The 21,844-nt window shown below is 42.2% G+C and carries 21 protein-coding genes; 5 read left to right on the top strand and 16 right to left on the bottom strand.

Annotated elements, in window-relative coordinates; all coding sequences use genetic code 11:
- Positions 1-84: 84 nt before the first annotated feature.
- From EKN16_RS07200 to EKN16_RS07190, 3 genes are all read right to left on the bottom strand, one after another.
- A complete protein-coding gene (locus EKN16_RS07200) occupies positions 85-1,668 on the bottom strand; it encodes an extracellular solute-binding protein (RefSeq protein ID WP_125654977.1) in 1,584 nt (527 codons plus the stop codon).
- A gap of 74 nt (positions 1,669-1,742) precedes the next feature.
- Positions 1,743-2,630 (bottom strand): carbohydrate ABC transporter permease, encoded by an 888-nt coding sequence (locus EKN16_RS07195; RefSeq protein ID WP_125654975.1) that lies wholly within the window; start codon positions 2,628-2,630, stop codon positions 1,743-1,745.
- A 46-nt stretch (positions 2,631-2,676) separates the two neighbouring features.
- Positions 2,677-3,648, bottom strand: a complete 972-nt coding sequence (locus EKN16_RS07190) for an ABC transporter permease (RefSeq protein WP_125654973.1) — start codon at positions 3,646-3,648, stop codon at positions 2,677-2,679.
- 244 nt (positions 3,649-3,892) lie between these two features.
- Here EKN16_RS07190 and EKN16_RS07185 point away from each other — a divergent pair, with 244 nt between their 5' ends.
- On the top strand, positions 3,893-5,185 hold the full coding sequence (locus EKN16_RS07185; protein ID WP_125654971.1) for a carbon-nitrogen hydrolase family protein: 1,293 nt from the start codon (positions 3,893-3,895) through the stop codon (positions 5,183-5,185).
- Positions 5,186-5,276: 91 nt separating this feature from the next.
- On the opposite strand, the gene EKN16_RS07180 is transcribed toward EKN16_RS07185, so the two are convergent.
- From EKN16_RS07180 to EKN16_RS07170, 3 genes are all read right to left on the bottom strand, one after another.
- Positions 5,277-6,392, bottom strand: coding sequence for a glycoside hydrolase family 88 protein (locus tag EKN16_RS07180; RefSeq protein WP_164522708.1), 1,116 nt, complete (start codon positions 6,390-6,392; stop codon positions 5,277-5,279).
- A 125-nt stretch (positions 6,393-6,517) separates the two neighbouring features.
- Entirely contained in the window at positions 6,518-7,519 is a 1,002-nt protein-coding gene (locus EKN16_RS07175) for a hydroxyacid dehydrogenase (RefSeq protein WP_164522707.1), read from the bottom strand.
- A 10-nt stretch (positions 7,520-7,529) separates the two neighbouring features.
- Positions 7,530-8,375 carry a sugar phosphate isomerase/epimerase family protein gene (locus EKN16_RS07170; RefSeq protein ID WP_164522706.1) on the bottom strand — a complete coding sequence of 282 codons (846 nt, stop codon included), beginning with the start codon at positions 8,373-8,375 and terminating at the stop codon, positions 7,530-7,532.
- A gap of 166 nt (positions 8,376-8,541) precedes the next feature.
- Between EKN16_RS07170 and EKN16_RS07165 the strand changes: the two genes are divergently transcribed.
- Positions 8,542-9,441 carry a helix-turn-helix transcriptional regulator gene (locus EKN16_RS07165; RefSeq protein WP_164522705.1) on the top strand — a complete coding sequence of 300 codons (900 nt, stop codon included), beginning with the start codon at positions 8,542-8,544 and terminating at the stop codon, positions 9,439-9,441.
- A gap of 186 nt (positions 9,442-9,627) precedes the next feature.
- Here EKN16_RS07165 and EKN16_RS07160 read toward each other — a convergent pair whose 3' ends face one another.
- The 6 genes from EKN16_RS07160 to EKN16_RS07135 all read right to left on the bottom strand — a co-directional run bounded on the left by EKN16_RS07160 (position 9,628) and on the right by EKN16_RS07135 (position 13,620).
- Positions 9,628-10,284 (bottom strand): glycerol-3-phosphate acyltransferase, encoded by a 657-nt coding sequence (locus tag EKN16_RS07160; RefSeq protein WP_311547865.1) that lies wholly within the window; start codon positions 10,282-10,284, stop codon positions 9,628-9,630.
- Entirely contained in the window at positions 10,239-11,339 is a 1,101-nt protein-coding gene (locus EKN16_RS07155) for a glycosyltransferase family 2 protein (RefSeq protein ID WP_125654959.1), read from the bottom strand. The genes EKN16_RS07160 and EKN16_RS07155 overlap by 46 nt, the downstream gene beginning before the upstream one ends.
- 384 nt (positions 11,340-11,723) lie before the next feature.
- Positions 11,724-11,924, bottom strand: coding sequence for a GNAT family N-acetyltransferase (locus EKN16_RS07150; RefSeq protein WP_125654957.1), 201 nt, complete (start codon positions 11,922-11,924; stop codon positions 11,724-11,726).
- Positions 11,925-12,096: 172 nt separating this feature from the next.
- Positions 12,097-12,489 carry a VOC family protein gene (locus EKN16_RS07145; RefSeq protein WP_164522704.1) on the bottom strand — a complete coding sequence of 131 codons (393 nt, stop codon included), beginning with the start codon at positions 12,487-12,489 and terminating at the stop codon, positions 12,097-12,099.
- Positions 12,490-12,782: 293 nt separating this feature from the next.
- The gene (locus EKN16_RS07140) at positions 12,783-13,316 is read right to left on the bottom strand and encodes a GNAT family N-acetyltransferase (protein ID WP_125654953.1); all 534 of its coding nucleotides are present in this window, start codon (positions 13,314-13,316) and stop codon (positions 12,783-12,785) included.
- Positions 13,317-13,434: 118 nt separating this feature from the next.
- Positions 13,435-13,620 (bottom strand): hypothetical protein, encoded by a 186-nt coding sequence (locus EKN16_RS07135; RefSeq protein WP_125654951.1) that lies wholly within the window; start codon positions 13,618-13,620, stop codon positions 13,435-13,437.
- An 88-nt stretch (positions 13,621-13,708) separates the two neighbouring features.
- Between EKN16_RS07135 and asnB the strand changes: the two genes are divergently transcribed.
- Complete coding sequence (gene asnB, locus EKN16_RS07130) at positions 13,709-15,580, top strand: asparagine synthase (glutamine-hydrolyzing) (RefSeq protein ID WP_125665985.1); 1,872 nt, start codon at positions 13,709-13,711, stop codon at positions 15,578-15,580.
- 209 nt (positions 15,581-15,789) lie between these two features.
- On the opposite strand, the gene EKN16_RS07125 is transcribed toward asnB, so the two are convergent.
- Entirely contained in the window at positions 15,790-16,203 is a 414-nt protein-coding gene (locus EKN16_RS07125; RefSeq protein ID WP_125654949.1) for a CBS domain-containing protein, read from the bottom strand.
- A 177-nt stretch (positions 16,204-16,380) separates the two neighbouring features.
- On the opposite strand from EKN16_RS07125, the gene EKN16_RS07120 reads away from it, so the two are divergent.
- Positions 16,381-16,800, top strand: a complete 420-nt coding sequence (locus EKN16_RS07120; protein WP_125654947.1) for a DUF2238 domain-containing protein — start codon at positions 16,381-16,383, stop codon at positions 16,798-16,800.
- On the opposite strand, the gene EKN16_RS07115 is transcribed toward EKN16_RS07120, so the two are convergent.
- The 3 genes from EKN16_RS07115 to EKN16_RS07105 form a co-directional block, all read right to left on the bottom strand.
- Positions 16,783-16,965 (bottom strand): hypothetical protein, encoded by a 183-nt coding sequence (locus tag EKN16_RS07115; RefSeq protein ID WP_125654945.1) that lies wholly within the window; start codon positions 16,963-16,965, stop codon positions 16,783-16,785. The two genes, EKN16_RS07120 and EKN16_RS07115, sit on opposite strands and share 18 nt — an antisense overlap.
- Before the next feature lie 297 nt (positions 16,966-17,262).
- Complete coding sequence (locus tag EKN16_RS07110; protein ID WP_125654943.1) at positions 17,263-17,457, bottom strand: hypothetical protein; 195 nt, start codon at positions 17,455-17,457, stop codon at positions 17,263-17,265.
- A gap of 151 nt (positions 17,458-17,608) precedes the next feature.
- On the bottom strand, positions 17,609-20,050 hold the full coding sequence (locus EKN16_RS07105; protein WP_125654941.1) for a bifunctional diguanylate cyclase/phosphodiesterase: 2,442 nt from the start codon (positions 20,048-20,050) through the stop codon (positions 17,609-17,611).
- A gap of 331 nt (positions 20,051-20,381) precedes the next feature.
- Between EKN16_RS07105 and EKN16_RS07100 the strand changes: the two genes are divergently transcribed.
- Positions 20,382-21,833, top strand: a complete 1,452-nt coding sequence (locus tag EKN16_RS07100) for an FTR1 family iron permease (RefSeq protein ID WP_232016272.1) — start codon at positions 20,382-20,384, stop codon at positions 21,831-21,833.
- Positions 21,834-21,844 lie beyond the last annotated feature (11 nt).

Genomic DNA, 21,844 nt, shown 5'->3' with positions numbered 1-21,844 from the left:
ATTAATTAAGCATTCACAACACTATTACAAAAGCCCGTACGGTCTATCTTGATGTGTACGGGCTTTTGCTCTACATGATATATGCTATTTCCATTCTCCCTTAATTCCTGATGAATCTAAAACTTTATTTACATCGTCAATCATTTCTTTACCGCCCTTTTTCATATATTCGTCGACCATTTTGCTCCAGTTAGAAACTGGCTCCTGGCCCACGATCATCTTCGTTTGCCATTCCTGAGCAATCAGGTTCAACTCCGATTCTTTTGCCGCGAGAACCTCGGAATGAACGCGGTCTACAGGATTAATATAGAATTTAGTATTCTTTAACAATTCTACAGCCGAATTCACGAAGCTCTTGGTAAATGGATTGGACTCTAATTTTCCAGGCTCGTTTGCTTCATCGTTTGGTGCCCAGCCAGTTACACCACTAAAATAACTGCTAGGCCGTTTATCAAATATTGCTGCGTCATAAGCCATAACTCCATCCACCATCTTATAACCCACGCCTTCGCCGCCGTTTGACCAGTCGAAATCAGGATTCTGCGGGTTACGATTGTCAACAGGTATGAATGTGCGGAAGTAATCTTGCATTTCTAAAATTCTGTTAATTTTATCTGGATCACTACCGATCTTGGCATTCAACATCGTTATCGTATAATAACCGGGAAGCGATGTGTACCCCTGCTCGCCATCCGCTTGTTTGAAAGCTGGTATAACGGCAAGTTCAGCTGTAGGCATCTGCTGCTTCATACTCGCGAACAAAACTTGATCAACTCCCATAGGCTGTTCATACCAAATCCCATATTTCCCAGCATAGAAGTCTTTACGGATATCCGTATTCTTAGAGACAGCCCAATCCTTGTGAATCGCTCCTTCTTTATACAAGTCCGCGAGCAATTGAGTCTGCTCCTTGAACCCTTCAGAAATGATTCCTGGGATTAATTGCCCTTGCTCGTTCTTGTTATACCATCCTGTATCCCACTGAGCACCCATTTGAGCGCCATATACGATTTGCTTGGATAATGCAAATCCGTAAGTATCGTTTTTTCCATTCTTGTCCGGGTCATTCTTCGTGAATGCAATCGCCACTTTCTTCAATTCATCATAGGTTGTCGGCATCTTAAGATTGAGATTATCCAGCCAGTCTTTGCGAATCACAGGTTTCTTGCCATATTTCGCAGGGAAGTACTGCGGAATCGCATAAATTTTTCCGTCAACGGTAACAGCATCCCAAACACTTTTCGGAACAAGTTTCAACGAAGGATACTTGTCAATATAGTCATTCAACGGAAGGAAAGCGCCTTGCTTCACCCATTTGAAAAAGTTGGCATCCGCACTCTCCATTCCGATTACATCAGTCAAATCCCCAGCAGCCATAACAACCGGTAATTTGGTTCCATATTCATCGTATGGGACAAACTGCGGCTTGTAATCCACATTGAATTTCTCGTTGAGCTTCTTCAGACCTTCACCTGTTGCACTCAGAGGAATCTGCCATGTTCCTTCTATAGAAGAAATGGTGATCGTCTTTGGTACAGCGCTACTTGGTGCGGGTGAATCTGTAGTTGTTGCGCTTGATTCTGGCACATTGGTGTTGGTGCCCGTTGAGCACGCGGCCAAACTTGCAGTCAAACATACAGCAAGCCCTATCTTTAGTAGTTTTTTCATTTGTATTAACCCTCCTAGTATATTTGTTACCTATTCCCTTCGACGCCCTGCAGGTTCTGTCCATTTAGAAACGATCAGCCTTTAACGGAACCGAGCATCACCCCTTTCGCAAAATGCTTTTGCAGAAAGGGATATACAATTAATATAGGCAGGGTGGATAATAGAATAGCCGCCATTCCAATCGTTTCCCCAGGAGGCAGGTGGCCTGATCTCGCTGCATCTCGAGCAGCTGAAGCAAGAGTATTCGTCGTGTCGTTAAGTATTACAATTTGCCTTAAGATAACTTGTACAGTCCATTTGGAAGGGTCATTCAAATACAGGATGGCATTAAAATAGGTGTTCCAATGTCCTACTGCGTAGAACAATCCGAAAGCAGCAAGCGCTGGCTTGGATAAAGGCAATACGATCCGTGTAAAAATCTGCAGGTCATTCGCACCATCAATTAAGGCGGCTTCGTTCAATTCACCCGGAATGCTGAGTATGAACTGACGAATGACAATTAGGTTAAACGAATTAATTGCACCTGGAATAATTAAGGCCCAATAGCTATTAATTAGACCTGTAGCTTTGACGATCAAATAGGTTGGAATCATTCCTGCATTGAATATGAAAGTAAAAAGCACCAGGAACAAAAACACCTTCTGTCCCCATATATTACGAGTTATAGCATAGGCCATCGTTGCAGTCAAAATGATATTGGCAAGGCTTCCAACTGCAGTCACATAAATGGTTACACCAATCGAATGAATAAACTCTTTGGATTTTAGAATGTATGTGTACGCATCGGTAACCCATCTATCCGGCCATAAAATTAGTTCACTCAGCTTATACTCCTCGTTGGAAGTGAAAGAGATTGTAAGGATATAGTAGAATGGAAAGAGCATCATTAATGCTAACAAGCCCAGCAAAATGATATTTATAATGTCAGCCAATCGCCCTGACATAGATTTCTGATTAATCATAGATCGACACCTACCTTTTGATCTTCGGTAAATACATTCAAATAGATTAGAAAACGCCTTCTTCTCCGTATTTCTTAGCTAACCGATTCGCAGCAAAGATTAGAATTAATCCGATTACACTCTTAAATAACCCTACTGCCGTTCCAAAGCTAAAGTCTGCATTTTGAATCCCTTTGAAATATACATACGTATCCAACACATTCCCCACATCCATGGTAAAGGGATTTAGCATCAGAAAGATCTGCTCGAAGCCTGAATCGAGCACAGTACCTAGACGAAGGATAAACAGAATGACTATTGTGCTTCGTAAAGCAGGTAACGTAATATGCCAGATCTGCCGCCATCTGTTCGCTCCATCCACAACCGCTGCTTCATATAAGCTCGGATTAATGCCAGACAGGGCGGCCAGGAATATAATCGTTCCCCATCCAGCCTCTTTCCAGATGACTTCTAATACAACCAAGGGCATGAACCATCCAGGTTGTTGGAGAAATGAGATCGGTTCTATGCCAAGCAGTGGGTTAAGTATGCGGTTAACGATGCCCTCATTCTTGAGGAATATGGTCACAATTCCGATTACGACAACCCAGGATAAGAAATGTGGTAAATATACAATGGACTGCACGATACGCTTATACCACTCATTCTTGATCTCATTTAGCATTATCGCCAGAATGATTGGAACGGGAAAAGCAAAACCAATTTGTAAGAAGGATAACAAAAGCGTATTCCACAATACTCGAATAACTTCCTGATCACTGAATATCGTCTTGAAATGGTGAAACCCTATCCACTCACTGTTCAGGAATCCACGAAACGGGCTAAAGTCCTGAAAGGCAATGATATTCCCAAGCATCGGGATGTATCGGTATACGATAAAATAAAGCAGACCCGGCATTAGTAGAAGAAATAAATAACGTTCTCTCCACAACCTGTCCTTGAGCTTCTTTGCTCTACGAGGCACTGGGTACTTAGGAACTGCAGCTGCTAGTGTAGGGGTTCCACTTGATTGATTCATATTGGCCTCACTCCTTTTCTTACTCACAATATCGGATTAATTAGGTACTGTGTATCGCTGTTATTCTCAGTGCTTCTCTATTTTTACTAAAACCATAAAAATGATGAAAGAGTGCAAGATATGACCCGAAATTAGGTTATCACGATCTTTACACACCTGTTTCGAACGTGGTACGGTTTAGAAGGTCTATTAAAGATGCCTGATCGCAGTGTATTAGAATGGAATCCGAATAGGAGGTTGTGCAATGAATCTGATTAATACGTTCAATGATGAGGATTGGCATGCTTGGACACCACGTGACGAGCTTTCCCCCGATTTTCATATCATCGATCTCGAAATAGGGAAAGGCCTTCAAATCAAAGGAACAGGGCATAGCGGAAATTATGGCAGTTGGCATAGCAAACTTATTCAAGTTGATGCAAAACGCAAATATGAATGGACAGCAGAATATGAAATTAAAGATGTAGCTAATGAACAGGTCAGCATCTATGCGATTGTAAGTTGGTTTGACGAGAAAGAAAAATTACTCCAACGAGATTATATTGATCATTTAGAATTGTTAAATGATGGATGGCGCAGGCTTACTAGAACTGTAGATTCACCTGAGCAGGCTGCAACGGTGCAGCTTGAGCTTTCCTTTCGCTGGAGTGCTGATGGTAGGGTTACTTGGCGAAATATGACTTTAGAGGAAGGCAGTAAACTCGGGGAACGAATCGTACGCGTGGCTACCACCTATATAAAACCGACAGAGGATTTTGCTGCAAATCTTGGTTTAATGTTGGGGGTAATAGATAAATCAAGCAGCAGCAAACCAGATATCATCTGTTTGACTGAAACCTTCTATGAAGCCTCTGTTCAGCTTCCCATGGTGGAGAAATGCCAGTCTGTACCAGGTCCACTTACGAATGAGCTTGCGAAAAAAGCCGCAGCGTATAACAGCTATATTTTATTTACCATGTATGAGCGAGATGGGGAGCATATTTATAATACCGCAGTGTTAATTGGACGGGATGGCGGGATCGCAGGGAAATATCGCAAAATACATTTGCCTCTTTACGAAGCAGAATCCGGAGTCATGCCAGGAACAGGTCATGGTATTTTCGATACGGATTTTGGGCGCATAGGCGTACTGATCTGCTACGATCAAGAATTTCCTGAGTCAGCGCGAATTCTTTCACTTTCAGGTGCAGAAGTGATTTTCATACCGACAATAGGCGATGAGCCGCTGCAATCAAAAGCTCGCGCGAGGGATAATGGATTGCATGTTGTTGTTTCCGGCTGCGATGGCCCTGCATCAAGTCGAATAATTGACCCAATGGGTGACATCATTGGGCATGTAGCTGACGAAGCAGCAGGTGTGTTCACGGCAGATATAAGATTGGACGAGCGGCGCTACACCTACTGGCTCTCTGTCGGAGATGGCAATGGAGAATCGCGAAGCTTATTCAAGAAAGAGCGCAGAACTGATGAGTACGACGCTTTACTAAGTACAAAACTAGCAACAAGCAGCTCTTATATACTAGGGAATATCTTGTAGAATCAAAATAATAACCTCCTCATCCCGAATTTATTTCAGGAGAAGGAGGTTTTTGTATCTCTATACCTATAAGGGCACAAAGAAGTATCGATTAGAATTCAGACTTTGAATATAGCCGGGTCACCGCCTCAGCAAAATAATAATCTCCATATATTAACGAGCAATCCTCATCCTCACCCTTAGGACGATTGCCACAGGCATGGAGCAGCAATCCTTCCTCATTCGGCAGCCGAATGGTGGAATATTGATTGTACAAGCATATCAACAAGCGTTCAGCAGCGGACCTATAATAGTCGCGTATGGATCCTTTTTCATGTGATGCTATTTCCAGCAAGCCCGAAGCGGCAATCGCTGCAGCCGAACTATCGCGTGGTTCTCCATTCTTATCGTTCAGCGAGAAGTCCCACATCGGAATACCGTCTTCTTCAAGATTGGCTAGAAACACATCCGCCAGCTTCTTCGACAGCTCCAAAAAAGATTGGTTCCCTGTATATCGGTAGGCATATGCATATCCACCAAGCGCCCAGGCTTGCCCCCGACTCCAGCAGGATTCGTCTTGATGACCTTGGAAGGTTTGCCCATGAAGCGGCGTCCCGGACACGTGATCGAACAAATAGGTATGGTAGACGGTATGATTGGATCGTACGATCGTGGTGGAACAAGTCGCGGCATGACTGGTGGCAATATCGTGATAACGGCTGTCACCCGTTACTTCGGTAGCCCAATACAGGAGAGGCAGATTGTACATACAATCTACAATAATTCTTCCTCTGTTCATTTCACTGAAAGTCTCGCCCGGTTGCCAGACATTCCATGCCTGAATGAACTTTCCCTTATCATTATATCGGCTAGACAGAAGATCGGCGGCCTCCAAGGCAATTCGACGAGCCTCCGGATTACCTGTCGCTTTGTATTCGCTAACGAATGCCAACGAGTACAGAAAGCCAATATCATGATCTAGAGTGTCGGGATTTTCATGCAATCTTCTGATAAGACGGTGCTGGGACGATTTCGCTGCATCCGAATAGAATGTGTCGCCTGTCGTTTCATAACAAGTCCAGAGCAATCCATTCCAGAAGCTGCCGACCCACGAGCCGTCGTCCGTAAACCGGTATTTGCCGTTAACCGTCGCGTCAGGAAGCTTGTCCCCGAATTCCAGGGCATTTTTTCGTGTTTTCCCCAAAATAAAGCTCAACATTTCCTTCATCAACTCATGCCTTCTTTCTGTTATTCTTCTTAATGTTGACATAACGGCTGCCGCTGACTTTCATCGATAACTCGGAAAGCAGCGTATTTATTTGTTCTGTGCTAATATCCTGCAAACTCCACACCTTACCATGGCGTCAATCTCCGATATTGATCCACAATGACTCTGCCGAGCACATCTTCACCTTTCACAAAGCGATGCAACTCATCTACAATGTAATCGCAGAGCTCTCGCTTTAGTAGCCCGTGGAATCCCCCAATGTGCGGTAAACATAATACATTCGGCATCGACAAAAGCTCATGATCCGCAGGCAGCGGCTCCTTGTCATAAACGTCAAGGGCTGCGAAGATACGTCCCTTGCGGAGCTCATCCACCAACGCTTGCTCCTTCACGATAGGCCCGCGTGCCGTATTGACGAAAAGCGCTCCGTCGCGCAGTCGCATTAGCTGTTCTTCACCAATCATCCCTTGCGTGCGCGGCGTCCACGTATTATGCAGCGAGACGATATCACTACGCTCAAATAGCTCATTTAGCTCACAGACCTCTACACCTAAAGCATCCGCTTCCTCATGCGAACAGTAACTAGATTGCAGCAAAATTTGGACGTTAAACGGTTGCAGCATCCGAATGACATGCTTGGAGATTTCACCGAAGCCGACCAGACCGATGACTCTACGCGTTACACCAAGAACCGAATCGCGATTGTTGTTACTCCATTGCCCCTGTTTAATCCGAGCACTGTACCCTGCGAAGTCCCACGCTCCAGCGAATATCAAGGAGAACGCACATTCAGCAGTTGAGAGCGCGAGCACTTTATTTGCTGATGTGACGGCAATCGAGGTGTCGAACACATCCTCATTGACGATTGATGCTACACTGCCAGCTCCATGACCGATAAACTTCAATCTCTTCGCTCGTGCGAGCACCTCAGGGGTAAAGTTAGGCGAACCCCATGAAGTAATACAGGCATCATAAGCTCCGATTCGTTCAGCTAGATCATCGCTGGTGAATTTCTCGTTCAAAGGAATAAAATCAACTTCAGAAAAGCTAGAAAGCTTGTTCCTAGTAGGCTCCTGCCAAAATAAATCACGTAGTTCCGCGTTAGCGATTGCAATTAGTGTTTTCACAAAGGCATCCTCAATTCGTATAGGTTTGTAAGAGTCTGCGCATCCATTTAACATAAAGAGGGAAAATAACCGCCGGCTCCATACCAGGGATCTGCAGCTCCTTCCGCCATTTGGTTTCCCACTCTAAGGAATAGCTCCCGGAATAACCTGCTTGCTCAAGCTGCTCAACAATAGAAGCAATCGGCACTTTTCCTTCACCGACCCTAGTGTATTTCCAGCTCAGTTCCAGCGGATCATCAAAAGGGACGCCATCTTTTACATGTACATGAACGCACTGAGACCCGAGCAACGCGATAGTCTCCGCAGGTGTCTCTCCTTCTTCCAACGGATGGATAATATCATAGATAACCGCGCAATTTGGTCTGTCCACGTCATCAAGCAACTTGCGCAGCGAACGACCGGTTGCAAATTCATTATGGGTTTCAATCCATATCTGCACTCCGTAAGAGACCGCATAATCGCAAGACTGTTGTATCCGGTTCACGATCTCCGCATAGGGAATAGCCGGTACTGTATTGTCTCTGCGCATATTAAAGTAGCCCAGAAAAATCCGTACACCATCAGCCTTCAGATCGTGAGCGAGGACGACAGCCTTCTGAAGGATATCAAATTGCTCTACATCCCCCTCTTTGCCTGTAAAGCACACATTAGAGCCAATATTGGTAATAGCAATGCATGCATCTTGAAATTTCCAAAGTACCGCTTTTCGCTCATCTGCAGTCAACTTGTTGGATATGCCCCAAGTATCCCCTTCCCTCAGCTCTATTCCGCTAAAGCCGCATTCCTTTGCAATAGCGATCATCTCGTCCAAAGACCAGCCTTCACAGGGCAGCGTGCTAAATGCCAGTCGCTTCATGCAGCTTACCTCCCTATTCGATGTGGGTGACTTATTTTCATTTTTATTATGGCATGGCATTTCTGAAGACGCTTTCCTATTTCCACGATTTTTTTGCACAATTCCGCGATTCCATGTAGCATGAGCATTAGAGAATGAAGTATGTAAGAATGTTATGGAGGACATAATGATGTCTAATTTCCCGATCTATACCTATAAAGAGTTGCCTGACGAAGAGTTTCCTTTTAAAATCGAGATTCGCACACCACTTACGATGAATCGAATTCAACACGCTCACGAGCACCTGCAGTTATGCTACATGATGTCCGGCAGTTGTCTACATTGGGCGGCGGGCCAGCAATATGTTTTAACGAAGGGCGATCTTTTCTCGATTCCGCCTTTTCAAGAGCATCAGTTGGGACCCCGTAAATCGATGGATTTTATTATGATTCAAGTTGATTTTATGCCCCATGCAGTTAACGAAAGCTTTCGTGATCTTGCGCAAATGCAGACATTTGTCGATTTCGCCTATATAAGACCCCTTGTTTCCGAAGCTGATCTCATGCCAAAAATGGCCCTCCCTCCACCTACTCAGTCCGTGGTCGAAAGCTTACTGAACGTCATCCTCACCGAATGGAAGGAACAGGAAGAGGGCTACAAACTGGCGATCAAGGCTGAGCTGTTGAAACTTCTCGTCATTACCGGAAGGCAGTATACACGTTATTCCCAAACGCAAAGTCAGCATGAGCGCCAGAAGGTAATGCTGCATCGGGAAGCCTTTTATGAAGCCATATCCTACATGGAGAAGTGTTATAATGAGGATCTTCATTTGGAGGATATGGCAGTCAAAGCATTGATGGCCCCCTCGTACTTCAGCAATATGCTCAGGGTGGTGAGAGGCAAATCATATATTGAGCTCTTATCCTCGATTCGAATTCAGGCATCCATGGAGCTGCTGGGGGGAACGGATCTCAATGTGACCGAGATCGCTGCTCGAGTGGGTTATAATCATATTAGTCATTTCAACAGAACATTCAAGAAGCACACGGGGGTAACGCCGGGAGACTTTCGCAAGCATCATACTTAGTTAATCAAGCGCTTTTTGCGGTAGATTCAGACGACTTGCCCCCGCACTTGGGCATTTCTTCGAAGCTTACTCATCCGTTCCGTCCGTGCGGCTACATTTGTGCAATACTGTTATAACTCATCTAATTCATTTCGAACCAACAATATAGACACTTCACCTGCACCGTATGCGGAGTTAGCCTCAGAATTATGTGCCTTTGTTGAACATTCTTTTCAACCAGGCAGCCATTTCAAATCTGTGGGTATAGACTAAGATCACAAAATTTCCAAACCAAACCCACAGGATCGCAGAAGAGAACATCCTCATATACAAATAGAGGGAAAGGAGCAGCATACCGCTTACAACCTGCAAGCCATCCGCCTCCGTGGATTTAGGCCTGCTTTTGTATATCAAGCGGGTCACAGCCGCCAGCAGCGCTAAAATCACTGCATATACCAAGGAAACCTCGAACCCCGTCAAAGCACTCCAAACCCCGAAGGTGACAGCAATGGCCTTGCCTCCTTTCCCTTTAAGAAATGGAGAAAAAGCATGACCCGCAATGGGAGCTATGGCAAGCGGGACGATGAGATAACCTTGGTCATAATCGCTTCCGATAACCCATATAAGAGGAAGATACCCTTTTAGAAAATCCAACAAAATCCCGTAAATACCGAATTTATAACCAGATGCCTTCCACAGGTTCAAGGCACCCGGGTTTCCGTCGCCAACGACTTTTAGATTCTTATTACCTACTAGACCCAGCCAGTACGAAAACATGAGAGAACCCGATAGAAATGAACCCGCAATCAGCAAAATGATCATCGGCCCCGCTTGCCCCCCACTCGGATGTGCCTTCCTTTCCATCTTACATGCCCCAGAACAACCACCTGATACAACGAATAAATCATGATAACAATGAAAAATAAGGAACCCACAATATGCAGAACAGGAAGCATGATCCCAAAAACACCTACATATTTAATGAAATAAAATAATTGAAACATATACATGAAATAACCAATCAACAAAGGCACTGCCCATGAAGTGTTCGCAAAAATAAACACGGTTTCCGACACAATGAGTCCCACCACCCAAATGGCTATGGGGACTATCGTCCACAGGCTCAGCGTTGAAGTGCTTAAGACGGCTCCTTTACTAAAGCCTTCAATTTCACTTCGTATGCCTTGCGGGTACATACGGAACGAAACCAAGCCATACCCGATAAAATTGGTAACCGCGACACCTGCTTCTATAAATTTCGATCCTAGAAATAGATCATCCAGCACTTCAGATTTGACGCTTTCATGACCATTGATTTTTTCGTAATCCTCCCTTAAGGCCAATATGCAGGAGCCATAAAGACCTTTCTTGGGGTTTTTCTTTTCAAAAACCGATGTAAACGCGAATATGCCCAGCATATTCATGATCAGGGCGAGCTTTTCATACAGCTTTTCCGTATGATGAAAAGGAACAACCGATATAACGCCCTTCGATCGCTCCCTTGCTTTCATCAACGACGCCAGCGCATTAGGCGCCAGTCTTATATCGGCATCCAAAAAGGCAAAGACATCGCCGGAGGCGTGCAAATATCCATTCCAAACGGCCCAGTTCTTACCTGTCCATCCCTGAGGGAGACTTCTGCCCGTAATAACCTTGACCCCATAGCTTTCAGCTATTTCTTTAGTCCGATCATCCGAGAAATCATCCACAACTATAATTTCGAAGGGCTGAAAGGTTTGCGACTTGAGGGAATCGAGTAGATGAGGCAAATTACATTCTTCATTTCTAGCCGGAATGATAATGGACAGTTTCCGTATACCCAGATATGGCTCTTGAGAGACGGCCAATGTGTTTTTTTTGAACAGAAAAAAGCCGGAGAGACATCCGACTAGCATTAGCAATAGAATGATAATCCACATTTTCTGATCCCTCCTCATGTATCTATATATATGAGGGATTGGCGCGTATTATTTTCGTTTCAGTTTAAAGCTATTCCCTTGCTTACAACACACAGGCTCAATCAGTAACCGGGTGAATCTGCGGCAGCCAGCTTAGTTGCGATTCTTCAATGTGCTAGCCGGATATCTTCAAAAGGCACGTACTCATCCCAATTTCATATGATTGAACGTTAAGGAATCCGAAAGTAATAACTGGAATCGTGGGAACGTCGCACACACCTCCTTGACTCTATTTATCCAGGCCCTCTCTACGGTAAGTCCTCCTTGGGCTTTGACTGTGACATGAGGCTCTTGCATATTGGCTACCAACCATTTCATTTATGTTTCATAACGTCGGATCTTAACTCATAATTGGCTGTCATCAGATAATGTCTTCTTAAAATATGTAGCGGATTCATCGTATCCAATGGACTTGTAAAATTCGCTGGCTCTTCTAGTGGCAAGGGCAACCAGCTTTGAACCACGCTCAAGAGCTCTCCCTTCAACTAATTCCATCAGTTTTTTCCCAATTTTCATTATTAAAATATCAGCATTTATGTTATTCAAGATATCTTGAAAAATTCTCGTAAAATCCCTTTATTATGTTCGAAACTTGACGCTAGTCTTGCTGCTAAAGAAAACAATTCCTCTTCATCTTGTGGAAATGCATTTCTATAATAAAAGTTTCATTTCAATCCATCCTTTCTTTAAAGCACTCTTATTGCTCGCTCTTTTTAAACTACTCGTTCGGCTGCCATACTTTCAGCTTATTACCGTCGGGGTCATAGAAATCGAATTCTCGGAACCAGTTATGCTCAAGCAATTGGCCAACACGAATGCCATTCGAGCAGGCATACTCATACAGTCCGGCAATGTCTAACGTTCGAAAACACACAACCGGCATTTCATAGCTTTCGCCGTTTTCCAGCCACTGGTTTGTCCGAAAAGTTAGAACCTGCTGGTCTAACCGCTCACGTAGGAAAACCTCCTGCCTACCCGCAAGTAAATAATCTCCGCCATGCTCTAACCCAAAATGCTCAATATACCATGCCTCGGACTGCTTCCTGTTAGAAACCGGGATATAAACACCATCTATTCCGGTCAAAACCGTTTTCCTTTTCATCTGTTCCACCAAGAATCCCCTCCCCTTTAATTTCACATGGATCACGTGCAAGCAACTTTATAAAGAATTTAATTTATCCTAAGATATTCTAGATCAAGTCAGACAAATCCTTGATTTGGCTAAACAATTCTGCCCATTAGCAGAGCAAAGGGCCGCCACGAGGCAGCCCTTTCGGTATTGAATGCTATAGTTCTCCATTACTTCAATAAACTTTAATAATATAATCATGCGCTTTTGATTATGTTCTTCCAATAGTTCCTTTCAAGCTCTATTTCCTCGTTAGCTGAATGCTAACCATTATGTCATTCAGCAGTAATTGCATATATTGCGTGGTCTTCCCACGTACCGTTAATTTTTAAATATGTTTTGGCTAAACCCTCATGTCTAAACCCTGCCTTTTCTAAAACTCGGATAGAGGGCAAGTTCCTTGGGATGACCCCAGCTTCAACACGATGCAAACCGATCTCATTAAATGCAATTTTCAAACATAATGAAACTGCCGCTGTTGCATAGCCTTTTCCGTTATATTCTTGATCAATGTAATAACCCAAATATGCATTTTGAAAAAAGCCGCGAGCAATACCTGTTAATGCTATTCTTCCAACAACTTTATCAGTCTCTTTAAGAAAGATTCCGAATATGTATGATTGGTCGCTTAGTGCCCCTTGAATACCATTTGCAATCTCTCTTTCCTGTCCCTCAAGGGTAAAGTGTGATTCATCCCTGATTGGTTCAAATGGTTGAAAAAAATCACGGTTTCTGAATTTTAAGTCTAGAAGCGAGCTTGCATCCTTCATCTCAAGCTGTCTTAAATATATGTTGTTTTTGCTTCTCAAATCGTATCAGACCTTTCTAAAGTAATAGGAAAAATATTAATTGAATTCATGAACGCAGTCAATATTTATGTGCTTCAATGTTGTGCTTCAACTATGTGGATGACGAGTTCGTCTGGCTTCAATTGTCCGTAGCGCTGGCTGATGCTTGTTTTTCTTGTGCAAAATCATGCAGAGCATTGGCTGCGTAAGCCTCGGAACAAAGTGGATAAACATTTGTTCGTTTGCCAATAATAAACAGGAAATCCACCCTTTGTGTGTGTTCCTTGTTGATCGGCATCAAAATACATAAAGGGATTTGATCCATTAGGAGATCATTCATACTTCCTTTTATGAAAAAGACAGTGTGTGAAAATAAAACCACAAAATGTAGTGTTACGAAAGGAATGCCGATTATGTGTGGAATTGCTGGTATTTTATTATTTGGTGAGGGATCAGAACCTCATTCTTCGAGTATACAAAGAATGACCGATGCCATGACGCATCGAGGGCCAAATCAGACTGGAATTCGAGTTTTCGATCGAATCGGTTTAGGATTCAATCGATTGTCAATTCTTGACCTTGATGATGGAGAACAACCTATGACAAACGAAGATAGCAGTCTGTGGCTTATTTTCAATGGTGAAATTTACAATTACAAAACGCTAAGAAAACAACTTGAAGATAAAGGACATCAATTTAGAACAAATACCGATTCTGAAGTCATATTACATCTCTATGAAGATCATAAAGAAAGCTGTGTGGATTATCTTAGAGGGATGTTCAGCTTTGTCATATGGGACCGGAACGATCAGCAATTGTTCGCAGCACGTGATCATTTTGGGATTAAGCCTTTTTATTATTATCAGAGTAACAAGCAATTTCTCTTCGCTTCCGAAATAAAAAGCATTCTGACCGTGAACGATGTAGTGCCGACAATCAATCCGACCAGTATGCTGCATTACCTAACCTTCCAATATGTTCCTCAGCCAGAAACCATGTTTCAAGGAATTAAAAAGCTCGAACCCGGCCACTTTTTGCGGATTGATTCTCAAGGGAATACAATGATAAAGCAATATTGGAAAGCAATATTTGAACCGGAGAACCGTCCGATTGAAACGTTTGTTGAAGAAATCCGATCCGTATTACAAGATTCAGTGAACTTACATAGGCAGAGTGATGTACCTAGAGGGAGTTTTTTGTCTGGAGGAATAGACTCCTCTGCTATTGCAGCATATATGTCCAGAACTGAATCAACCAAAACGTTCTCAGTTGGATTCAGTGGTGAAAACAATGAAACCGTATTTGCCAGACAAACAGCTGACCACCTTGGTACAGAGCATTTTGATGAAATCATCTCACCAAATGATTTTTTCATGGATACGATGAGGGCAGTATGGCATATGGATGAACCAATCGCCGACCCTTCTGCAATTGCCATATATCGATTATCAAAGTTAGCAAAGAACCATGTAACGGTCGTATTGTCGGGAGAAGGGGCTGACGAGTTATTCGGAGGATATCGAATATACCATGAGCCTTCCTCCTTAAAAGCCGTATCATGGTTACCCAATGGAATAAAACCAATGATGGAAAAGATGGTTCGTAAAGTGCCGTTCTCGTTCTATGGTAAAAATTATTTGTTGCGAGGACTTACTCATCTTGAAAATAGGTATTTTGGTAACGCACGTGTATTCAACGAGGACGAAAAACGAAATTTACTGGCTTTTCATCCCGATTTATACGAGTCATGGACACCATCAACGGAAATAACCAGATTGGTCTATGATTCTTGCCGTCATTTGGATGATGTAAGCCGAATGCAGACAATTGATATAAACCTATGGATGCCTGGTGATATTCTAATGAAAGCAGACAAGATGAGCATGGCTCATTCACTGGAACTTCGAGTACCTTTTCTTGATAAAGAACTCTTCAATATAGCTCGGAAAATCCCGACTTCCTATCGAATTGCCAATGGTACAACTAAATTTGTTCTTCGTAAAGCAATGGAAGGGATTGTCCCTGATCATGCCCTAAACCGCTCGAAATTGGGTTTTCCCGTGCCTTTACGCAGGTGGTTACATACCGAAATAGGGGATACGATATTAGAGCAAATAGCAGGAAGCAATGCCAGTCAATGGTTCCAAATGGATCATATTAATGACATGCTAAAGAAACACCGGGCTGGGTCAGGGGACTATTCCCGCAAGATATGGACGATCTATATCTTCTCTTTATGGCACTCGTTGTATATTAACAACTCAACATTCGGTCGCGACCAATGAAACGACACTGCGGTGATAGAAAGGCTGAGACATGGGAGTGAAAAACTTCGAGTGCAGTCTGGCGAATACGTACAGAATATGGAAATAGAGGGGCAGCGACCTCCCCCTCTATTTCCATTTGCCCTCAATTTGCAAATGTCAGTAACGGGGGCTCTCTTCCGATTCTATTATTAACATTCTTAAATCAGAATTAATTCCGGCCCTGAAACTTAGTGAGATATTTGACTTAATGCATCACCAGCTTCATTAACAAAAATATTTACAGTTGCGAGATCACCAATAGCACAAATACCAACAATATCACCGTTCTCTACAACAGGAATACGACGAATTTGATGCTCAGCCATTAAACTTGCACATTCATGTACATCAATATCCGGTGAGCAAGTAATTACATTTGTGATCATACCATCGTGACAATGAGTGGTTTTGGGATCTTTATCGGCTGCAACGCAGCTTATTACTATATCACGATCTGTAATTATGCCAACGATTTTCTTACCTTCACAAACTGGAATAGATCCACAATCGATATCACGCATAAGCTTTGCTGCAGCTGATATGGCATCATGGGGTGCACACACTTTCACGTCTGTGGTCATTATGTCTCTTACTATACTCATTGTATTTTTCCATCCTTCTTAGTTTTTTATCAATCGAATGTATTTTAACTCATTTGTATTAATGTTATTCCATTATGATAAGTTTTTATCTTCAAATGGTGTTTCTTCCCTAAAATTGGGGACCCTAAAGCCATCAATTCAAGGAGGAAATTCATTTTCATCATCTTTTTTGGTTTTATGGCCAAATCACCAACTGATCGAGCTCAATGGGCGGCACATTATACATATCAAGGCACACCATTTGACTTTTGGCTAAAAACATCTTTTCATACGAAAAGAAGCTATTACGATCGTGTCGTTCATTTCGCGTTCGGATCGTTCTTTTCTTTCCCATTCCGCGAGTTTTTAAAATGTAAAATTAAGCTACCCGGGATCTGGTCATATATTCTGCCAGTAGTCGTTGTTCTCAGTTTTAGCGCACTATTCGAAATTCTTGAAATGTTGGCCGCCTTAGTGGCTGGACCAGGTGGCGAAGCCAAATTTGTCGGTCTCCAAGGTGATATCTTCGATACGCAAAAAGATATGGGATTAGGATTCCTAGGTGGAGTCGTATCGATGGGCATTCTTTCATGGTGTAGCTCACCCCCCCGAGGCTAATATGCCCGTTGGATAATAATTGGCAGCTAGTACTTTAAGTATTTCAATCGTTTTTTCTTGATTATCAGTAGTAATACCTAATTCAATTCCATCCCACTTAATCCAATTTATATTAATTCCAGCATCAGTAATTGCACTAACGATTTCGGTAATTTGATTAATCATTATCCACTCCAATAGGCGTTTTTTAACAGCTATATGAGATTAACATATTCTGAAATAAAAGAGTGTCGAAATAATGATGTAGAAAAACAGATGATTTTAGTACATCAAGGAAAAATGAACATTCGTGAATGGTTAGTGCGAATAATTCAGAAATGAAAACCGTTTGAATATCGAGGAACATAGGAGGAATGGACATAAAAGAGACGTCTGGAAGGCCGTGCTCCATTCGGATCAAGGTTTCCAGGCGTCTCAAGCGTACAACGCGCGATTAGAGGGCTATCATACTAAATTAATAGATTAAATTAAGGCTAATAAGGCAACAATCTCCGCTAATCTAATGATCCGTCTTCGTCTAATTCCTCGTATTAGTGCGCTCAAAATAAGAAAATCTGCACCAACAGATAAAATAGTCCCTGTAAAAGTACCACCATAAGTTGCTGTAACTTGTACTCTTTTTCCTTGTAGTGATATAGCTTTTCTACGAAATGTCATCTTGAATTCCCCCTCTCATAGTCAGACATATTTCTATATCAACTTATGCAATTATATTAAATTTGATAGGGATATCAGCGGAAAAGACGAATCATCCCCTCTAATTATAGAGATGGCATTTTTGATAAACCGATCTTCAATAGGTCAGACGCTAAGCGTTGACTATTCTACTGTAATGTTCTTTAAGAAAAACAGACATTTCATCAGTAGAAATCGGACGACTAAATAAGTAGCCTTGGGCTTGGTTACATTGTCTCTGCTCTAGGAAATGAAGTTGTTCCTGGGATTCAACGCCTTCTGCAATAACTTTTAGGTCGAGATTATGTGCCATATTAATAATAGTATGAACAAGAGCCGCATCCTTTGAATCGACGAATATATTACTGGTGAAAGAACGATCAATCTTTAAGGTATCAATAGGGAAAAGTTTCAGATAGCTAAGTGAAGAGTACCCTGTTCCAAAATCGTCAATGGACAGATGAATGCCCATTGTTTTTAATTGTTGCATAGTAGAAATCGCATACTTCGAATCTTGGATGATACTTTCCGTTAGCTCAAGCTCAAGATATTGAGGATCAAGACCCGTTTCCTTTAATGTTTTACTGATGACCTCAAGTAAATTGCTTTGTTGGAACTGGCGGGAAGAAATATTAACAGCCATTCGCAAAGGGGGATACCCCTCATTTTGCCAAGTTTTACTTTGACGGCACGCCTCATAAAGCACCCATTCACCAATTGGGATGATTAATCCGGTTTCCTCCGCTAAGGGAATAAACTCGGCTGGCGAGATAACCCCCCACTCGGGATGCTGCCAACGGATGAGTGCTTCCAGACCAATCACGTTACCGGAAATTATATCAACCTGAGGTTGATAAAAAACATGAAACTCACCGCGTTCCAACCCTTTACGCAATCCAATCTCTAATTTCATTTTTTTGGATACCATTTCATTCATATCGGGTGTGTAAAACTGAAAACTATTTTTTCCTTGTTCCTTCACACGGTACATAGCTGTATCCGCGTTTTTGATCAGGTTCTCGCTATCACTGCCATCAGATGGATACAAACTAATCCCAATCGAAGGGGTAACAAACATTTCGTGTTCGCTTATCACAACCGATTTACTGAATAAATCGACTATTTTGTGAGCTTTTTTTGTAATCTCATCTGAAGTGGTGTTGGGGAGAAGTACAATAAACTCATCTCCACCTTGGCGCGAAACGGTATCCCCTTTACCCACAATAGCTTGTATTCGCTTTGCGACCTCAATCAATAAACGGTCACCCATGGCATGTCCTAACGTATCATTGATATATTTAAAGCGGTCCAAATCGATAAACATAATCCCGATGATTTGTTTATTTTCATTTGCCTGATCCAAAGCTTGCGTGAGGCGATCATTTAATAAATGACGATTCGGTAATCCTGTCAAAGGATCAAGATAAACCATTTGATTGATTTTTTCTTGAGCTTTTTTGCGTTCTGTAATATCTCGAATGATGCTGCTGAAGTAGGTATTTCCTTCCTCCACCCAAGCGGCAATAGAGAGTTCGATTGGGAATTCACTTCCGTCTTTCCGTAATCCTTGTAATTCGATCGTTTTTCCAATAACGTGAGGGTTGCCTGTAGAAATGTAACGTTCCATTCCCTTTTGATGAGCTTCTCTGTATCGTTCGGGTATAATGACTTGCAGCTTATCACCTAAGACCTCTTTCTCCTGAAATCCAAATATGAGCTGGGCTCCCCTGTTCCATGAAATAATGGTTCCCATGCTATCAGCTAAAATAATGGCATCGTTAGCGGATTCGATAACAGAGCGGAATTTTTTTTCTGACTCTAAGGATTGCGATTCAAACCGTTTATCTATAAAAATGCTGATGAATACCAATCCGAATATGATCAACATGCCAATTCCAATCGAATACGCGAGAAGAGTATTGTCGAACGATGATTCCGGCAAGCTGATGGGATGATGGTGACTGTGTTTGAAGCTTGCTGCTGACATTCCGGTGAAATGCATGCCCGAGATTGCTATTCCCATAATTAAGGCGCTGCATACTTTTCTCCACCATAATCCCGGGGTGTTGGAATGCTTTTTCACTAAAAACAATAAAAGTAAGGCTACTAATGAAACAACAAAAGCGATGATGGCGGAAAGTGCCCATAACAGCGGATTATACTCAATTGTAGCTTCCAACGTCATGGCTTCCATTCCAATATAGTGCATGGAAACAATCCCAATCCCAATGAAAAGGGCTCCCGTGAAGACCTGGGATTTGCGCAAAGCAGATTTATTTACGATATTTAAGGCTAACCCTGATGAAAAAATGGCAGGAAAAATCGATACAATGACCAGCGTCAAATTGTATGAGACGGGAATAGATAAATGGAAGGCAAGCATAGCTATAAAATGCATAGACCATATACCCATTCCCATTGCGAAAGCGCCACCGGATAACCATATGTAACGTGCAGCACCTTTTGCCTTATGTATACGAATTCCTAGATCTAGTGCAGCAAATGAAGCAAGAATTGCGATAATAATAGAAAGAAGGACAAGGGGTAAGTTATACGTGCTTGTAAATGTTTGCATACTGAATATTCTAAGTCTCCTTTTTCAACTCAAATCGACAACTCTCTACCGTTTTCCAAAATTCACCTAGGTCTATAATACCATGAATTTCTGGTAGTCACTTCAAAAGAGTTACTCAAAGAAAAGCCATTCACAATTACGCAGGATTGCAAATAGTCTTTCCTACATTATAATAATTAAAGTTATTCAACAAATCGACATGGTGACAATGAGAATCATTATTGACTTTCATTCCTTGAGTGAGTACTATTAACAAAGGAAGTTAATTGATAACAATTCTCATTTTATGTCGAGGTGAAAAATGAAGGTTAAAATACTTACTCTCGTTTTTATGTGCTTACTATTGTGTCCTTCATTTATCTTTGCGGATCAAGCATCCGATGTTTTGCAAAAAGCAAATGATTATATTGTGAAAGCCACAGAATACGCCAAGCAAAATGATCTGATTCATGCAAAAGAACAATACGACAAATACAACTCGGACTGGTACGGATTCGAACAGGATATTAAGTCAAAGTCGAAGGGCGCTTATCGTAATATAGAGGTAACGATGGGAGAAGTCCAATACGCCTTTGCCAAAAAGCCTATTTCAAAAGACAAAGTACTTGCTAGTCTCAATAAACTTAATGGCATTAATCAAAAAGTAATTTCTGGTGATCTTTCTTCTTTTAAAGATCCTTCTTCTTCCGGAAATACATCGATTGAAGGGATTCTTCAACTGCTTAACCAAGCAAAAGAATCACTCAATCAAAATGATATAGAAGCAGCTAAAGAAAAGATTCAAGCGTTCCGAAATTCTTGGCTCGACGTTGAAGGAATTGTCCTAACTCAGTCCTCCAAGGTTTATGCGGATGCGGAACGAGATATGGTATCCTCCTACGCCCTGCTCACTTCTAACCCAGCAAAAGTTTCAGAAGCGAAGCAAACATTACAGGAGATGCATGATTATTTGGCACCTCTTGCTAATAAAACTAGCTACGGTATGGTAGATGTCGTAACCATCTTACTTCGTGAAGGTTTAGAAGCTCTCTTGGTTATTGTCGCTCTTCTTGGGTTCTTGAAAAAATCAGGCCAAGGTGAGAAAAAGAATTGGATTTGGTACGGTTTAGGTGCAGGCGCTCTTGTTAGTGTTATTCTTGGTATTGTCGTTCAACAGCTCTTCTCGTCTGGAACTTTCGGTAACAATAACTTCTTGATAGCTGGATGTACAGGACTATTTGCAGCTGTCATGCTTATTTATATGAGTTATTGGCTGCATAGTAAATCAAGCCTTTCAAACTGGCGCATGTATATCAATGGAAAAAGCAGTAAAGCTCTTGCTTCCGGAAGTTTATGGTCGCTTTCCATCCTCTCCTTTCTAGCAGTCTTTCGGGAGGGAACGGAAACGGTACTCTTTTTCATCGGCATGGCTTCCTCTATTAGTTTGACCAGTTTGCTAGGGGGAATCGCACTTGGAGTGCTGATTTTAATAGTTGTTGCCTTCTTAATTTTAAAAGTCGGCCTAAAAATCCCGATGAGACCCTTTTTCCTCATTTCCAGTATTCTTGTGTTTTACTTATGCTTTAAGTTTCTGGGAATGGGAATCCATGGGCTGCAGCTGGCGGGAGTACTACGAGCAACTCACTCCGATAGTCTTCCTGTAATCGATATGTTTGGTCTTTATCCGACATGGGAGAATATCATTCCGCAAGGTATCCTTCTGCTAGCTGCCATCATTGTAGTTATCTCGAAACGATTCCGCGATCAAAAGATTCAACAGCAATTGAAAGTAAATCATATCTAATTGGGGGCTAT

The organism is Paenibacillus baekrokdamisoli (genome assembly GCF_003945345.1).
GTDB classification, from domain to species: domain Bacteria; phylum Bacillota; class Bacilli; order Paenibacillales; family Paenibacillaceae; genus Paenibacillus_Z; species Paenibacillus_Z baekrokdamisoli.
This window is presented reverse-complemented; position numbering and strand designations above follow the sequence as displayed.

What these genes read in the sequence shown, in the direction of transcription:
- EKN16_RS07200 (WP_125654977.1), bottom strand. Translation starts at nt 1,668, where the DNA reads ATGAAAAAACTACTAAAGATAGGGCTTGCTGTATGTTTGACTGCAAGT.
- EKN16_RS07195 (WP_125654975.1), bottom strand. Translation starts at nt 2,630, where the DNA reads ATGATTAATCAGAAATCTATGTCAGGGCGATTGGCTGACATTATAAAT.
- EKN16_RS07190 (WP_125654973.1), bottom strand. Translation starts at nt 3,648, where the DNA reads ATGAATCAATCAAGTGGAACCCCTACACTAGCAGCTGCAGTTCCTAAG.
- EKN16_RS07185 (WP_125654971.1), top strand. Translation starts at nt 3,893, where the DNA reads ATGAATCTGATTAATACGTTCAATGATGAGGATTGGCATGCTTGGACA.
- EKN16_RS07180 (WP_164522708.1), bottom strand. Translation starts at nt 6,392, where the DNA reads ATGAAGGAAATGTTGAGCTTTATTTTGGGGAAAACACGAAAAAATGCC.
- EKN16_RS07170 (WP_164522706.1), bottom strand. Translation starts at nt 8,375, where the DNA reads ATGAAGCGACTGGCATTTAGCACGCTGCCCTGTGAAGGCTGGTCTTTG.
- EKN16_RS07165 (WP_164522705.1), top strand. Translation starts at nt 8,542, where the DNA reads ATGATGTCTAATTTCCCGATCTATACCTATAAAGAGTTGCCTGACGAA.
- EKN16_RS07160 (WP_311547865.1), bottom strand. Translation starts at nt 10,284, where the DNA reads ATGGAAAGGAAGGCACATCCGAGTGGGGGGCAAGCGGGGCCGATGATC.
- EKN16_RS07155 (WP_125654959.1), bottom strand. Translation starts at nt 11,339, where the DNA reads ATGTGGATTATCATTCTATTGCTAATGCTAGTCGGATGTCTCTCCGGC.
- EKN16_RS07135 (WP_125654951.1), bottom strand. Translation starts at nt 13,620, where the DNA reads ATGGATCAAATCCCTTTATGTATTTTGATGCCGATCAACAAGGAACAC.
- asnB (WP_125665985.1), top strand. Translation starts at nt 13,709, where the DNA reads ATGTGTGGAATTGCTGGTATTTTATTATTTGGTGAGGGATCAGAACCT.
- EKN16_RS07125 (WP_125654949.1), bottom strand. Translation starts at nt 16,203, where the DNA reads ATGAGTATAGTAAGAGACATAATGACCACAGACGTGAAAGTGTGTGCA.
- EKN16_RS07120 (WP_125654947.1), top strand. Translation starts at nt 16,381, where the DNA reads ATGGCCAAATCACCAACTGATCGAGCTCAATGGGCGGCACATTATACA.
- EKN16_RS07115 (WP_125654945.1), bottom strand. Translation starts at nt 16,965, where the DNA reads ATGATTAATCAAATTACCGAAATCGTTAGTGCAATTACTGATGCTGGA.
- EKN16_RS07110 (WP_125654943.1), bottom strand. Translation starts at nt 17,457, where the DNA reads ATGACATTTCGTAGAAAAGCTATATCACTACAAGGAAAAAGAGTACAA.
- EKN16_RS07105 (WP_125654941.1), bottom strand. Translation starts at nt 20,050, where the DNA reads ATGCAAACATTTACAAGCACGTATAACTTACCCCTTGTCCTTCTTTCT.
- EKN16_RS07100 (WP_232016272.1), top strand. Translation starts at nt 20,382, where the DNA reads ATGTGCTTACTATTGTGTCCTTCATTTATCTTTGCGGATCAAGCATCC.